Annotated in this window: 13 protein-coding genes; 4 read left to right on the top strand and 9 right to left on the bottom strand. The window is 39.0% G+C overall.

Going from position 1 to position 16,166, the window contains the following annotated elements; genetic code table 11:
• Positions 1–181: 181 nt before the first annotated feature.
• The 3 genes from Q7J63_RS05435 to Q7J63_RS05425 form a co-directional block, all read right to left on the bottom strand.
• The gene (locus tag Q7J63_RS05435; protein ID WP_304884573.1) at positions 182–760 is read right to left on the bottom strand and encodes a hypothetical protein; all 579 of its coding nucleotides are present in this window, start codon (positions 758–760) and stop codon (positions 182–184) included.
• A gap of 349 nt (positions 761–1,109) precedes the next feature.
• Positions 1,110–2,270, bottom strand: a complete 1,161-nt coding sequence (locus tag Q7J63_RS05430; RefSeq protein WP_304884571.1) for a lactonase family protein — start codon at positions 2,268–2,270, stop codon at positions 1,110–1,112.
• A gap of 270 nt (positions 2,271–2,540) precedes the next feature.
• On the bottom strand, positions 2,541–3,638 hold the full coding sequence (locus Q7J63_RS05425) for a glycoside hydrolase family 43 protein (RefSeq protein WP_370691869.1): 1,098 nt from the start codon (positions 3,636–3,638) through the stop codon (positions 2,541–2,543).
• Positions 3,639–4,230: 592 nt separating this feature from the next.
• Between Q7J63_RS05425 and Q7J63_RS05420 the strand changes: the two genes are divergently transcribed.
• Entirely contained in the window at positions 4,231–4,731 is a 501-nt protein-coding gene (locus tag Q7J63_RS05420) for a nicotinate-nucleotide adenylyltransferase (protein ID WP_304884569.1), read from the top strand.
• Between the two features lie 208 nt (positions 4,732–4,939).
• Here the strand turns inward: Q7J63_RS05420 and Q7J63_RS05415 are convergent, their stop codons facing one another.
• Positions 4,940–6,505, bottom strand: coding sequence for a PKD domain-containing protein (locus tag Q7J63_RS05415; protein ID WP_304884567.1), 1,566 nt, complete (start codon positions 6,503–6,505; stop codon positions 4,940–4,942).
• A gap of 1,146 nt (positions 6,506–7,651) precedes the next feature.
• Here Q7J63_RS05415 and Q7J63_RS05410 point away from each other — a divergent pair.
• Positions 7,652–7,852: a hypothetical protein gene (locus Q7J63_RS05410; protein WP_304884565.1), complete on the top strand. Its 201-nt coding sequence runs from the start codon at positions 7,652–7,654 to the stop codon at positions 7,850–7,852.
• 171 nt (positions 7,853–8,023) lie between these two features.
• Here the strand turns inward: Q7J63_RS05410 and Q7J63_RS05405 are convergent, their stop codons facing one another.
• Positions 8,024–8,839, bottom strand: a complete 816-nt coding sequence (locus Q7J63_RS05405) for a hypothetical protein (RefSeq protein WP_304884563.1) — start codon at positions 8,837–8,839, stop codon at positions 8,024–8,026.
• 609 nt (positions 8,840–9,448) lie between these two features.
• On the opposite strand from Q7J63_RS05405, the gene Q7J63_RS05400 reads away from it, so the two are divergent.
• Positions 9,449–10,255 carry a metallophosphoesterase gene (locus tag Q7J63_RS05400; RefSeq protein WP_304884561.1) on the top strand — a complete coding sequence of 269 codons (807 nt, stop codon included), beginning with the start codon at positions 9,449–9,451 and terminating at the stop codon, positions 10,253–10,255.
• A gap of 386 nt (positions 10,256–10,641) precedes the next feature.
• Complete coding sequence (locus Q7J63_RS05395) at positions 10,642–10,812, top strand: hypothetical protein (protein ID WP_304884559.1); 171 nt, start codon at positions 10,642–10,644, stop codon at positions 10,810–10,812.
• An 883-nt stretch (positions 10,813–11,695) separates the two neighbouring features.
• Here the strand turns inward: Q7J63_RS05395 and Q7J63_RS05390 are convergent.
• The 4 genes from Q7J63_RS05390 to Q7J63_RS05375 all read right to left on the bottom strand — a co-directional run.
• Positions 11,696–12,112 (bottom strand): hypothetical protein, encoded by a 417-nt coding sequence (locus Q7J63_RS05390; RefSeq protein ID WP_304884557.1) that lies wholly within the window; start codon positions 12,110–12,112, stop codon positions 11,696–11,698.
• Positions 12,113–12,418: 306 nt separating this feature from the next.
• On the bottom strand, positions 12,419–14,689 hold the full coding sequence (locus tag Q7J63_RS05385) for a hypothetical protein (protein WP_304884555.1): 2,271 nt from the start codon (positions 14,687–14,689) through the stop codon (positions 12,419–12,421).
• A complete protein-coding gene (locus Q7J63_RS05380) occupies positions 14,686–15,861 on the bottom strand; it encodes a hypothetical protein (protein ID WP_304884553.1) in 1,176 nt (391 codons plus the stop codon). Before Q7J63_RS05380 ends, Q7J63_RS05385 begins: the two co-directional genes overlap by 4 nt.
• A 125-nt stretch (positions 15,862–15,986) precedes the next feature.
• On the bottom strand, positions 15,987–16,166 hold a 180-nt coding region (locus Q7J63_RS05375), incomplete at its 5' end, for a hypothetical protein (RefSeq protein ID WP_304884551.1).

Here is a 16,166-nt window from a genome sequence, read left to right as displayed (position 1 = left end):
TCGCAATGCATAAAACGGGTCCAAGAAAGTCTGTCGATTGGGAGAATACTTCCTGACACCCAACTGCGAAAGTCAATAAGAGTCAATAAGTAACCGATGATTAGGCAATTTCAGTCGCACGTAGCGCTTGGAATGGATCGCATGGGTTCAAAACAGGTATCCGGGGGAGGATTTGGTTGATTTAGATATCCTCCTCCGATATTTTGTTTTCCATCAATTCCATGATGACTTCCGGAGAAAGATAAAGCCGTTTGATTTTTTGGATATATTTATCCGACATTCCTGCCTGATGCAGGATAAAATCCTTTGTGGCCAAAATATAGTCGCCCATTCCATGGTTGACAGCATAAGTGTCCGCATCCCTTTCTGCTGAAATCACAAAACGTTTGGAAGACAAATAGCCAATGCCAAAATAGACCATGGCCAAATTGCTTTTGTTCAAATAATCCATGATATGGCCCAATTCGTGCCCAATCCATCCGATCAGGACCGCTTCAGGCAGATCTTGGATCGGGGTACTTTTGCCCTTCAAGGAAAAATTCCTGCTCACCTTGATTACATAGGTCCTGTTTTCCTTGGCCCCGAGCATGCTGGTGAATTTTGGTTGCGCCTGCATAACGGACTTCCGGATATTTTCATTGAACAAAAATTCAATTCCAACCTCCTTTAATTTCGGGTAGTGGGAAAGTGCCTTCAGGGTGACTTCCCTGATTTCCAATGGAATGTTGTGGTGGAAACTGATGTGGGGTTCTTTGGACATATTTGGGTCTGCAATTGATCCGAATTGCAATTTCAGCAAAAAAGAAATAGCTGGGGGCATGGATGTGATATTTTTTGAAGATTGCGATCCGATTCATGACAAATCCCATCCAACATGGATTTTCGGTAATTCACCTGAGTCATGCATTCCTTTTCAAACTGGGATTGAAACTGTATGAAAATCAGACTATTCGGTGAATAAGGCGAAGTACCTGTAGGGTGAAGTCAAAATACCGAAGCAAATGAAGGATTTTCAAGCATTTTCAGGCTGAAATTGAATGGGCAATGCAGTTCCCGGGTTTAAGATGCTATAATTGATAAATTCAGAGGGAGGCAAATTATCCAAACAATCATGGATAAAGGACCATTTGCTTGATCACTACTGCTGCGGGAACCTGCACTTCCATGGTTGTTGGACTTAACAATCCCGTATCCAAATCCCTTTTGAAAATCACCAAATTGTCCGAATCCCTGTTGGTGACAAACAGAAATTCTCCTAAACTGTCCATCGCAATTCCCCGTGGGTGCTCGCCTGCGCTTTTGATTTGGCCGACATATTGGATTTGTTTTTTGCTGGCATCCACGGCATAGATGACGATATTGTCCAAACCACGGTTGCTTGCATACACAAATCTCCCATCTGGGGAAATGGCGAGGTCTGCGGCTGTATTTTCCAAAGCGGATGCTTCTTCCGAAACGAGCATGGCTTCCCTGTCCAGAAAATTGAGGCGTCCTGACCTTGAATCGATTTCATAGACAGCCAAAGTGGAATTCAGTTCTTCTACTGAAAATGCCAAGGGGGCATGAGGATGCAGCTGGAAATGCCTCGGACCGGAGCCTGGCAATACTGCGGTCGAAACTGCTGTGGATAGTTTTAAGCCTTTGTTTTTTCTGTCCATTTCAAACTGTAGGATTTTATCTGTTCCTAAATCGGAGATGTACACAAAACGGCCGCTTGGATCTGGGATAACCGAGTGGGTATGCGCGCTGCTTTGTCGCTGTGGATGGATACTGGAACCCTGCAGCTGCATGGAAAACGATTGCTTCCTTAATCTTCCGTTTTTTTTGATTGGAAACATAGAAACATGGCTACTGGCATAATGTGAAATATAGAGGAATTCACCAAAAGGATCCACGCTGAGGTGACAGGGGCTTATTCCGCCGGAAGCCTTCGTGTGGATCGGTTTCAATTTTCCGGATTTCTGATCGATTTTGTAGCCACTGACTGACCCTTCATCTGAGGAGCGTTTTATTCCTTGGCGGTTGGCGGCATAGAGAAAGCTTCCATTGGGATGAAATTCCAAATAGGAGGGACTGTCTTTTTGGGTTAAAGATTGGATTTTTTCAAGTTCATTTGATCTTCGATCAAATGAAATCACATAAATTCCTTCACTTCCTCTTTCTGAAAAAGTCCCGATGTATAGGATTTCCTGAGTCCCTTGGGCAAAAAGACCTTTGCCCATAAAAGGATACAAAAGAAAAAGGACAGCTGCAATACGGTTCAATTTCATGCTTTGAATTTGAGGAAATATTTTGGGACAAAGGTTTCTTGGGTGGAAAATATTCCCAATGGAGGCGTTTGATGAAGTAAAATACCTTAAGGCGAAGCCAGGAGTAATAGACAAATGACCGATGCTATAGAAATTATACCCTGAAATTGAATTGGTAATGCATAACACGGGTTAAAACCCGAAAATTACGGGTTAAACAGGTTTGAATTTGGGGCAAAAAAAATCCCATCCAATTGAGGGATGGGATTTCAGGGTCCTGGATTTGACTGTTTATTTTCCTGTCAAAGGAGAAATAGTTTGGATGGTACCATCAGGATTGTGTGTCAATTCGGTCATCTTGATGTTTCTAAGATGTGTTTTGTCCGTAAGTTCGGTGTCGTGATAGAAGATGTACCATTTGCCTTCAAATTGGACAATGGAATGGTGGTTGGTCCAGCCCTGGACAGGTTTGAGGATGACACCTTGATAGGTAAAGGGTCCGTAAGGACTGTCACCTGTGGCATAGGCAATGTTGTGTGTATCTCCGGTGGAATAGGAGAAATAGTATTTGTCATTGTATTTGTGGACCCATGCGGCTTCGAAAAACCTTCTTTCATGGTCACCGGCAAGAATAGGCGAACCATCCTGGTCCAGTATTTTTATTTCCCTGGGTTTTTCTCCGAATTCCAACATGTCGGCGCTCAACTTTGCCACAACCGGACTGATGGCAGGCTCATCGTCGGCAGGCTCATCATCATAAGGTAGATTTCCGGTGGAGAGGTATTTGCCAGTTCTCCATTTCTGCAATTGGCCGCCCCAAATTCCACCCCAATAGATGTAATACGCATTTCCATCCTGAAATACTGCCGGATCGATGCTGAAACTCCCTTTCATGGGTTCAGGCTGTGCCTTGAAAGGACCTTCTGGGCGATCCCCTACGGCCACACCAAGTCTGAAGATGTCATCCTTGTCTTTGGCGGGGAAATAGAAATAATATTTCCCCTCTTTTTCTGCTGCATCGGGAGCCCACATTTGTCTTTTTGCCCAGGGGACATCGTCCACATCCAAGGCACGACCATGGTCGAGTGGCGTTGCACCTGGTGAATCCATCGAAAACACATGGAAATCCCGCATATTGAAATGCGCCCCGGAATCATCCTCCTTGACATCCGATTCCACATCATGCGAAGGATAGATGTAAATTTTCCCTTCAAATACATGTGCAGATGGATCGGCAGTGTACATGTGACTGATCAGCGGGGAATTGAGATAGGGGCTAACTTCTTCTGTGGTTGTTTCCACTGCTGTTTTTTGGGGAGAATTGCAGGAAATCATGTAGGTAGAGGCCATTACCAGAAGGGCCGTGTTTCCGAGAAATTTCAGGTTCATAATAGGAGTGCGTTATAGATTTCAATTTATTTTATTTTGAAAAACCTAAATTATAAAAATTGAAATCGGTTTCAAAATAAAAAAGCATTAGAAATATACTTTAAACTCCAATTAAAGAAATTACCCGAAAACAATAATTTGCTGGATTTTTTGGAAGGGTTTTGAGCGAAATCGAAATTGATTGGGATTATAAGGCCGCATCGTTTGGTCTCTTTGCCGAACATTAAGGCATTGATGAAGGATAAGCTTTTTTTGAATTTCCATCTTCAATTAGGACCGTTTGGAGCAGAGAAATCTTCAAGTAGCCACTTTAACTTTATTTATTTTAAAATCTTTTCCGGAATGCTTACGGGTGTTTTAAGAAAATCATTGGATTTAGTTTTAAAATAATTAAAATTTAAATTAATATTAAAATAAAACAAATAGTATAAATAAAATGATAAATAATGATTTTTAATAAAATAATAATAAAATTAAACTGTGTTTATGGTTTTTTATTACTTAATAATCAATTAAATTTATAATGAATTCTAATGGACTAAAAATTAATGTTTCCAATTTTTCTCATTAAAAACTAAAACACCTAAAAGTCATGAAAAAAATCATTCTTGTTTTGTTCGTTTTTGGATTTATGATCCAATCTTTTGCTCAGGTGATCACATTGCCTGAGGTTGAGGTACTTGCTAGAAACTACAAATACCTCGATGACGTAAATTTGCCTGGTGTGGGATCGGCGGTGGAAGCACTCCAACGCTATGCGACTGAATTTGACTTAAAAAACTCGGAGTATTATGAGGATGAATATGAAAAATATTTCATCTCTTTCTTTATTCCGGATGGTAAAATTCTTGCGGCCTATGATAAAGATGGAAATATTCTAAGGACCGTCGAAAAATACAAAAACATGAAACTTCCGATTGAAGTTGCGCAATCCATTACGAAAAATTATTCGGGATGGACCATTGCGGAAAATGTGTATCTCGTCAATTATCATGACAATAGAGGAGTGATGAAAAAAGAATTCAAGATTTTATTGGAGAGGGGGAATCGTCGGATGAGAGTGAAGACCGATGAACGCGGAAATATCCTCTAATAAAGACAGGCTTTGTTTGCGCCATGACATTAGAGTTTGATCGTCAAGGAAAGGAACAATCATTTTTTCGAGAATTGAAAGAGGAAGGATAGGGGACATACTCCCTATTCTTCCTCTCTTTTTTTGATCCGAGATTTGCCAGAGATTTGAATTTGATAAAATTATTGGTCCCTTGGCTGATTGGTCGTTGGAAGCTGATCAGTTTACCCTAACGTTTGAAGATTTTCAGGATTTCAATCCGGTTTCCATACTGGATTTCAACAAGCAATAGTCCTGCGGGGAACAATTGGATGGGTCCATCCAGTTGAATGAAATTGCCAGTGGCTTGCGTCTCAAAGGTTTTTTGAAGTTGTGGGGATATTATTTTGATTAGGATTTTTTCGTCCTTTGCTTCCAAACTTCCTGAATAGGCCAATTGAAGTTTGTTATGGACTGAAGGATTTGGAAATGCCTTCCAACCTATTTTGTCAGTCAGTCCGGACACCATGATCGATGAAACATGGGTGAAGGATGCCTGCATGTTTCCGTCAACTTGTTTGATCCGGTAATAGACCCGGACCTCATGGCTTGGCAAGTGATCGTCGGTAAAGCTGTAATCACTTCGCATTTCACTGAAACCCGTACTTTTGATCTCCGCAATTTCCTGGAAGTGAGTAACGTCTGCGATTGCCCTTTCCACTATAAAGGTGCAGGCTGTTCGCTCTGATTCGGTAGACCAATTGAGGATGGACATTCTCTTGGATTTGTCTATTTCTACCTTGAAATCACTCATGGGATTGCTTAAAATCTGGGCCCAATCTATAAATACACTGATGGTTTCTTTGCAGCCAATGGCATCGGTTACGGTAATGGAATAAGTCCCATTGCCAAGATTGTAGATGGTGTAAGTGTTGTCGACGGTGTTTGCCGAGCCAGAAAACCCCTCGGGATCACTGAGCCAATCGATGGTGTAGGGTGAATTTCCTCCGCTGATATCGACTTTGATCGATCCGGTATTGGCATTCAGTTTGGAAGGCGTCGCGTCCACCAGGATGGTGAGTGTCGGAATTGTGACGTTTTGGATAATGGTGTTGGAATTGCCGTTCACATCCGTGGATGTCAAAGACACCGCATAGGTTCCTGTTCCCGGAAATGTAAAGGATGGATCTTTTAACGTGGAAGTCCCCCTGCCGGCAAAGTCCCAAAGGTAGGTGTAAGGTGGTTTTCCTCCCATGGTCAAGTCTTTGAATTGGACCACAGGGTTACATACCGAGGCAGTATAGGAAAAGTCCGGAAGGACAGGAAGTTCTGCCGTAAATCCTGGAATGGAAGAATAGCATTGCGAATTACTGGTTTCATCCAATTCTGAACATGCCTTACCGGCACTTGTAAACCAGCTCATGTATAAATTTTTAACCTCCACCAAATTTCCCCATTTCCAGCTGAGGTCGATTACATAGATGGAAACACCGGTTGGCAATTGTGTTTTATCAGAAATACAGATTGATTTTCTTCCGGTATTGACGCCTCCAACAATCAAGTCAAAAAATATCTTGGTGGAATACGCATTTCCGGAACTACTCACATTTATAGTAACAAATAATTTACCATTGACGACCTCTCCCAATTCATAATTGCTGCCGCTTGTAAATGGATTGCCGTTGCTATCCAAAAGCAAGAAATTTTGAACACTTACGTTATTTTGGCTGCAGTTTTGTCCAGACGCTTCGCCTGTATTCAGTAAAAAACCGAATACAAAAAGTAGGGGCAATATGATGTTCCATTGGAGTTTCACTTTGAGGAACGTTTTGTGAAATTAGGGCGAATCCTTTTTTTTTTTGAGGAAATAAAATCCTATGTTTTGGATTTATTTCTAGATAAATATAAGTACAAAGCATCAATAAATAATGCAATATAAAAATACTGTTTAAGTCATTTTTTTAAACTATTTCCATCTATTTCAAGCTCCTTTTTTTGATTTATCCGGAGCAAAAAAATGTATGCAAACTGAAATATCAGAAATGTTCCCGTTTTTCAAAAAGCAAATATTTTTTTCAAAAATGGGAAATGGAAGATAAAATCGGTATTTAACTTTACGATCAAGTCAACTTTAGGGAACCAATGGATTCTTTTTTCTAATTCTTTCCTCTTGTTTTGTTATTTATTTAGAAGGAGAGTATGTTGCCGCAAAGCAAATTTCAAATTGATTTTTATAGGGTTAAAAGTCGAATTTAAGCATACCAAAAAATTGTAATAAATCTATATTTTAAGTAAAAATATTAAGCATGGATGATGAAGTATTGGTGATGGATTTTCAAACCAAAAGAAATTTTTGAGTGTTTACTAGGTCTTTCATAATAGTTAAACCCGTTTTATGCATTGCGAACTCAATTCAATATTGTAATTTACTAGTAATCAGTTAGGAGTTGACTGTTTTTGACTTCACCCTATTGGAGTAAGGAATTATTCTCCCAATAGTCTGATTTTCTTGCCGTTTCGATCTCATTTGGAAACCTCTTGCATATTTCGGGTTCAATCAATAAAATATCCTAAACCAGTATTTTATCAATGACCCCCGTTAAGTTTTTGATGGTTATTTGATTTTTTGTCAATGGCGTTTGTTTTCCGATCGTCCTTTGATTTGTTGGGATATCATCTTGTTTCTTCATCGAATCAAGATGATATTTTGGCGGCTTTTTTGTTCCAGATCAAGCGAGACAGCAATGCCCATATAGTCCCGGCAGTATCAAAGATCCAAATTTCTGGAATCGATCAAATTTGATTCCTTAATTTTAGGTAAATCCTTAGGGTGTTTATTGGGTTTTTTTGGGAAAATACTGGTAATATAAAATCTTCTTGGTCAGTATTTACCTAAATGAAAAGGTTGACTTTTTCATCCGATAATTTTTCCTATATTTCAAACCTAAAAAAACTAAGCGTTATGAAGACAGTAGGAATGATTTTATTGATTTTAGGTGCGATAGGCACAGTTGTGTTTGGCATACAGGCCATGCAGGATTCTGAAAGTTTCAGTTTCTTGGGAATGGACATTGCCGTGAGTACGGCCAATTGGACGCCGGTAATTATAAGCGGTGTGATGCTTGTCATCGGTCTTGTCTTGACTGCACAAGGGAAAAAATAATTTCTACGCATTCACCGGATCAAGCAACCTAAGTTTTGGAAGGCAATTTTTTTTAGATTGTCAATTCAGGGTATCTTTATCGAACGGGGACTGGGGTGAACTTACCGTTCGCCCCATCCATTATTTTAAAACTTTTTGAAATTACTCTTGACTAATTGGGGCTTCCCTCATTCAATTTCCTTTCAGGTTCAAAAAGGGTAAGGTTTTGTAATTTTTGGCCGCGTGGATTCCCGAAGAAAGCAATAAAATCCCGGACGCAACCAAAGCCGCCCACACCACAGTTTGATTTGCGTCCCATTGCTGATGGGAAATGGCCAACAATCCCCAAACACCCACCAAAGCTGCTTCGCGCATATTTCGCTTCTGGATCAAAAACAAGTAGACCATCGTGGCGATTGAGATCATCAGCACCGCCCAAAATTCAGGGGAGATAACCTCATCCAATGCGTTCAAGCTTTTTAACCAAACGGCCACATTCAGTACGGAAGCCAGGATCACCCAACCGATGTAGATACAAATCGGCCACCATACGAAGAAAATAATGCGCAGAGGAGCATCCCAAATTTCCAATTTCAGTTTGAGTACGAGTTGAATCAATGAAAATAGCAATACGGCCATGATCATAACCGAAAGTCCCAATTCTATATTGGCCCAAGCCACGATCCAGGAGCCATTGGCAATGTTGGAAACCGAAAACCAGATACTGCCTTTCTCGAGCGATTCGAGGTTGCGGTGCTTGAAATAACCGTACCACTGATAGGCAACAAATCCAAAGAGCATCAAGTAGATCAGGCCCCAAATGGAAAATGCATACCCCGAAGGGCTGATCAAGGTGTTGTACTGATCACTGACTTCTCCAATGGAATTCCCCCCGATTTTGCCAGTGCCTGCGGCAAAATTCAAAAAAAGCATCCCGAAGAATGTAATTGTGTTGAGGACTAAAAGCCCAAATGTTTTTTTGCTTGAAACGGCTGCGGTTTGGTTCATGTGCGAAAATACGAAATTTCGGTTGCGTTAAGCGATGGGTTTACATTCCCCTTTCTTTATTCCTCCCAACTTGTACATTTTTCCAAAATATAATGTGTCCCCGCTACCTTCCCAATAAACCACTGGGGCAGTTGAGAAACCCGTAAACTCAGAAATTTGAATTCCCCCCTCTTTGTCCCGAAATTCCAGATGTCCGAGGCGGGGCCAGCCCATTTGTTTAAAATCAATACCACTTGCCCAACGGAGGGCAATCACATTATATCCCTGTTACGCATTACTGTTTCTATTCCAGCCCAAAATTGCGTCACTTAATATTCAGTCTTTGTCTCCAATTTATGACTTTCACCAAATCGGTAATATGTGCAATTCCATAATTGGTCTGATTTTTTTTTTAATTACAAGCCCATTGGGAAGCCTAGTGCATATTTCGGTTAAAATTTTTTCCGCTAAATTTAGAATGGCAAAAGTTAACCAATTGGTTGGCAAGCTCACGCGTATGCAAAGTCTAAAAATCCTGATTTGGTTTTTGACTTTGCAAAGCCATCGACTTTATCGAGTCTCAATGTCTCCGACGGCTTCTAAATCAATGGACAAACATTCTTGAAAACCATGCAGCGAAGACCTTTTCTCAAAAATATCAGCTTGATTGCCACAGCCACTGCGGTAATCCCATTTCCCCTAATCGGCAAAACCAAAACCAACATGGAGCCTATTCTGAAATTCATTGTCGCTTCCGATGGGCATTACGGCCAGCGGGAAACTGCTTTCGAAAGTAGCCATCAAAAGCTGATAGATGCAATCCATCTGGAAGAAGGGGTGGATTTCGTGGTGTTTAATGGGGATCTTATACACGATGAACCCGCCTTTATGCCGCAGGTCAAGAGGGTTTATGACTCCCTAAATGTGCCGTATTACCCGGTAAAAGGCAATCATGATCAGATTTCGGAGGAGGATTGGGAGTCGATCTGGGGAATCCCCGCGAACCATGCCTTTGTCCACGGTGATGCATTCGGTTTTGTCCTGGCCAACAGTTCCAATCAACAGGGGGAATATCTCTGCGTGGACACAATTTGGTTGAAGGAGCGTCTGGCGGCATTCAAGGGATTGTCCCATGTCTTTATTTTCATCCACATTTCCCAGCGGGATTGGACCAAACATGGGATTGCTTGTGAAGAAGTTTTGGACTTGATTGGGAGTTATCCAAATGTACGTGCGACATTTCACGGCCATGACCATGATGTGGATGGCATCATGTACCATCACAAAAAAACCTATTTATGGAGCGGACATTTTGGGGGAAGTTGGGGCTCTCCCCATCCCGGGTACCGGATCTGTACGCTTGGGGAAGACGGAACAGTGACCACCCAGCTCAAATCCATGAAGGATGGTTCGGTACTGAGTACGCATGTTTTGTGAGGAAGGGGACTTGCTACATTTGAATGTGCAATAGGCTAAGCTTTTTTATTGCGTTGGCATGGCTGTTTTCAAAATCACTAAATGGTCCACTCAAATCCTGAAATCCCCGCCAAAGGGAAGGATTATCCCTAAATAGTCTGGTTTTCAATCAGTTGCAACGCTATTTGGAAGCCCAATGCATGTTTCTGTCTAACTTAATTCATTTAGCAGCTTTACGTTACTTTTCCGCTGTCTTAGAATTCGGGTTTAACCCGTTATATGCCTTACGAACTCAATTCAATATCATTATTCACTGATTTGCATTCAGTTGCAACGCTATTTGGAAGCCCAATGCATATTTAGGGTTAAAATAGAATACATTTGATTTCTATAAAAAAAAGGGAAACATGAAAGCATCAGCACCATCGAAATTTGTTTGGATTATTGGTCTTATTTTGGGCATTGCCGGAATCATCGGTCATTTCACGTCCATCGATTTTATCACGGCCAATAGTTTTAATCTGTTGTTGGCAGGTTTCGTCCTCCTTGCATTGGGAACCTCTTTTAAAGGGATATAACTAGGAAATAATGAAACAAAAAATCTCCCTTGGTCGCGATCAAGGGAGATTTTTTTTTGTGCTGTGCATGGGGAGTACCTGGACGGTGAGCGTTCCTGATTTCCCGCATACCACCATGTGCCTGCATGCGTAAAGCATTTGAGTGTTGACGGTTTGGAGCAAAGGTCCAATGCTTGGCTTTGAATCACCAGGGGATGAACAAGAAAAAGGGGAGGAGAGGCGATAGTCCAAAGTCCTATTCTGATTTCTAGGATCAATTGGTCGCGCGTGAGAAGGAAACGGCATGTCCTGGCTTTCTTATTCTCCCAAGTAGCCACCTACATAGAACCCGAAATATGCATTAGTTGTAAATTCCCAATAGGGTTTAAACTGTAAAAAAATCAGCCTGTTTGGTGAAATAGAAAAGTGCTGAAAGGATGAAGTCCATGGCCAACCAAGAATGATTATAAGGCAATTGCAGGACGGAATTGATCTGATCATGCATTTTACGGGTTTTCGCCGATTTATTTCAAAATCAAGAAGAGGAGAATGCCATAAACTAGGATGGGCAGCGATACACAAATCCACACGGAAGAGGCAAAATAATTACTCCCATATCTATTGAAATAATTCAAAAATGAAACTGATTTGGCAAACAACCAGTCCGAATACGTTTTAAAATCCCTGCAACCCACAAAGAATCCTATTGTGAAAATCACAAAAGCGATTTTCAAGTGATGGAAATTAAATATAATGTCTAATAGACACAGCCATGAAAAAGGAATTAACAAATAATATACTATAATATTGATTTCATTATATGTTAGCTTTGTCTTGTCCGCTATAAATGAAAGAAGTTTCGCTATTATTTTAAATATTTTATAGTTCATTTATAAGAGTAGTTTTACTTAAAATATATCAGCTCTCTGGAATTCAATAACAACATTGCTTTTAATTTGTCATTTTCTATTTGTCGATACTCATATGTTTCGTTGTTGCTTTTTATCCAAATATATTTTAGAACGCTAAATTTATCTGAATTTGTTAAGTAATTATTCTCTATGTGACTATTCATCGAATCTTCTATTTGAGTTGTTATTTCATAGGTCTCATTTTCTGATAATAAGTACCTTATTGTTTTTTTGTTTTCAGAATTAATATTAAAATGATTGAATCTGATATTTAATTCACCAGAAATCCATTCAGGTCCGTATTTATTTCTTAAACCTTGAGAAATTCCCCAAACCATAAATAGGAAGAATAGAATACCTAAAATAATTAAACTTATAAGAATTATCAGTATGACCCAAAAAGTATTCATTTGATTGTTTTAGTATTAAGTTGTTTTCTCATCTTTTTAATCTAACCGCCAACGGTTTGGCACTTGGCGCAGTGGCGGATTACGGAGCTCAAAACTGTCAATACACCACAAAAGCTGATGCGAGGTAGAATGTTCAATTAACCACGTCACCCGCCATTGAGCCAAATGCCTGTTATCGCTTCGGTGTTTTATTTCGTCTAATTGGTTGTCATTTAGGTTTTGCGTTGGGGCAGGCACACTCTTACCGCATTTTTGGTCTGTGCGTTGGCTTGTGCGAATGCGGTAATTGTGTGACTGCTGCATGGGCTATAATGTTGTTTGATAAATGTATTCTGAAAATCTCGTAACTATTTTGTCTGAACAACCAATTGCTTTGTTTAAAACTTCTTTAAGGTCTTCCTTTCTCATTTTAAGTCGTCTGATGCCAATTGCAAGCAAAAATTCCATTAAAGCTTCTCCGTCTGCTGAATTGTATTTGTCAATAATACTTAACAGGAATTCTTTCATTTGTAAACTCAGTTCGCTGTCAAGGTCATAGGCGAAATATTCGGTCTTACCACTTCTAAGTAATGATGCTTGAATAATGCCGTCATTAAATCGATGAAAATTTCTTGGACTTAACATATTTCTCACATAGTTTGTCTGTTTAAGTGAAGGATGTGAATTGATTTGCTTTTGTTCAAGGTTTGAAATGATTGTCGAAATAGTAAAGTAAACTTCTGATTGAGCTATTTCATTTTCTTTATATTCAAATGAAGTCCAGAACGCAAAATTCTTCCTTAAGCGCAAATCCTGCTTGCCAACAGTTTTCAGAAAAACATCATTACTAAAGCCACGAAGTTTTTTGTTATCACGAAGAATTTCAAGTCGTTCATTTACATAGCTGTAAACTTCTGGCTCTTTGTCTTCATCAAGTGAACCTATAAAGTCTTCAAAAAAGATTTTTTCCAGTTCCCAAGAAGTTTCGGTTTGCTGTATTGAACAGTAAATTGTTTCAACTGCGACAAATGGTCTTTCATCGCTTTTGTCTTTTCCTTTCTTTAAATCACTAATTAGGTCAGTTGAGAACTTGTCGTTTACAGGTCGATAAATGCCAACGAAATAAACCAAATTCAACTTCTCCATATTTCGCATTAAGCGACTTATCTGTAATAGTTTTTTGCCTGTGGTAATACAAGAGGCAACAATAACAACAGTTCCCGATTCTTCTGTGATTTTACTTGTAAAATCTGAATCCAGTTTAATTAACTCGGGCTTTATGCTTGATGGAATTTTAGAAAGAATATGCTTCGCAAGTTCTTCTGAACCAATGTCAGGAAGACGCAAAAGATATTTGGTGTTTGCAGGTATATATTTATCAATATGTCTATCTAGTGCTTCGTCAAACCTTTTAAACGTGGTTAAGTTCTTTAGCAGATAAACAATATCAAAATATACTTCGTAGTTCGCATCAGGAAAATTATCTTTGTAATAGACCTTAATTACTCCTTCATTTGGTAATCCGCTTTTGTAGTGTTCAGCAAATGTTGAGATACTCTTTGCGAAATGCTCGGGTTTTATTGTCAGAAGATGTCTTTCAACTTTCGGTTGAACTGTAAGAAATACGTCACCACGAATATTTATTGGTCGTGAATGGTTCTTGCAAAGTTTACAATCTTCAGGGTTATTGTAAGTTTCAAATTCTTCCTCTCCTAATTGAAAATCAGAATCTTTTGTTAGGTTGCAAATGATATTAGCACTATGGTTTAAGAATTTATCATTTGGACCTAAAAAGTAAACAACTTGAATCTGTTCCTTATCGGCTCTTTTTTCCTTTAATAGCCTGTCAATGATATTGCCCGATGTAGAGGATGAAATTAATACTAGCGATTCAGGAGAAAAACTATCAGTGCTTTTTTCAAAAACATCGTATGATTCAAAACTGTGAACAATAGGGCAATCAAACTCCTGTTTAAATCTTCTTCTCAATTCAAAAACCGAATATGGCAGCACATTGATTGATGAAGTATCACAGTAAATAATGTTTTTGTCTTTTGTATGTTTCAGGAGTTGCACAGCAAGAAAAAATATTTCTGACTGATTTATCAAAACATTTCCCGTTCGAATAAACTTTGCACAATGTTTATTGCTTGGGAAAACAAAATGATGGTCGGGAGTTGATTCAACCAAACCACCATTGTTTTGGAAAATTACAGTTGAGCCGCTTCTTAGTAGCTGTGAAATGAACTTAGATTCATGTTTTGGTTTTTTGCCTTCAATCAAAGTAAAACTGCCGTCAGAATCATACTCATAAATCATTAGGCATTTATCAAAATAGTCTGCCGATTTACCCGGAACTCTTTGGAATGTTATATCTCTGCCTGCTTTGAAATATTCTAAGGAGGAGGTATCGAGATATTTCGGAACAAGAACCACCAATTTGTCTGTAATACTGTGTTCCTGAAAAAAGTTATTTAGTTCTTGAGCCAATTCATTCTGAGAGCTGATTTTGGTTTGGTGAACAAACAACACCGTAACTCTCAGTTTTCCTGTTGAAGAAACTACGTCTTCATATTGGTATATAAAGTAGTTTCTCATGGTTGATTAAATTCTAAGGGATAAAAAATAGAAAGTAAAGTGCCTTCGGCTGCTGGATACACAGTAAAATTGTTGGTGCTGTTATTTTGGAAATCATTCAACTGTATTTCACTAGCATTTTCATGGTGATGGTAACGATTGTTTTTCATGTCCCGAAAAACATCTGCCCGTCCAGTTTTTATCCTTACAAAGCCATTTCCGTCTAGTGTTTGCAAAACCCTATCAAGTCCAATTCCTTTAATTTCACCTCTGAATCCGTCAGCAGAAGTGTTGTGTCTGTATAAACACTGTTTAATAATTTCTACCTCTTCGGATATGTTCAAATTGTAGTCGCTTATATTTTTGAAGCGCTTAACAAATCCAGGCCCACTATCCAAAATCGAAATTTCTAATAGATATAAGTCACCTTGTTGATTAACACTAAATCCTGAATTGAAATATTGAACAAGACCTGCATAATCGTGAAACTGTTCAACGAATTTGTTAATCGGTTTCTTGTGGAATTTCAATTGCAACGCACGAATATTTGGATAAAGATTGTATCCTAGTTCATTCGTTTTTGCGTGTTCGTGTGTATTCGTAAAAAGTTCGTGTATTATTGCTATAAAGTCATCATAATGACCTTTTACACCAGTTCTAAAAACTCCTTTGTTGAAATCGCCAACTTTTTTAAAGGCATTGAAAAGATTAAAGCCAAGTGTGGTTTCATTAACCAGTTCTCTGAAATTTTTGTAAAGGTGTCGTGAAAGTCCCCTGTTTGATTTGTCATGGTCAAAGCAATAAATAGGAACAGAAGTTCCTTTTAAGTCGAAAAAGTCCATGCGGTTGAAGTATTCCTTGCTCGGATTTTTTAACTCACCTTTTATGCTTTCTCCATTCGCATTTACAATTTCTTTCTCCCAAGCCAATACAATGGATGGATAAACAAACTCATTGTTATACAAATATTCAATTGCTTCTTCTGTGTTGGAAACTGGTAGATGTAGTTTGCCTGAACGATTATTTCTTACCCAAGTAGATAAAAACTGCAAGTAAGAAAAGAGCAAACCGAAATCTAGTTTGTCAATCTTCTTTGGCAAATGCACATCAATCACAGCTTCGTTTGAAGTATCAAGTTCAGAATACAAATTCTGAATTTTTGGTATCGATATGTTACTTGTTACTTTAATCATTTTTTGTTTTTTGAGAAGTCCGAGCATTGGCATGAAAACAGCTCTTTTGCAAGCCAAAGTTCAGGCTTGAGCGGTGGGGCTTACAAATGTGCTGTTTTGTGTGTTGGCTTTTCATGTTTCTATCTCTATATTTCTGTTAGGGTTCGTCTTTTTACAATGACCGCTAACGTAAAGTGTTTTAAACGCAATTCAGGCAAAAAAATAACTATTTTATTCGATAATCCAAAATTGCGGTTAAAACATAGTTGGACGGAGCCTCCGGGATTATGGGCATTTATTTGCCTTGGTTTTGGACGAAGATGACG

This window comes from Rhodonellum sp., assembly GCF_030656585.1.
In the GTDB taxonomy this organism is placed as follows: domain Bacteria; phylum Bacteroidota; class Bacteroidia; order Cytophagales; family Cyclobacteriaceae; genus Rhodonellum; species Rhodonellum psychrophilum.
This window is presented reverse-complemented; position numbering and strand designations above follow the sequence as displayed.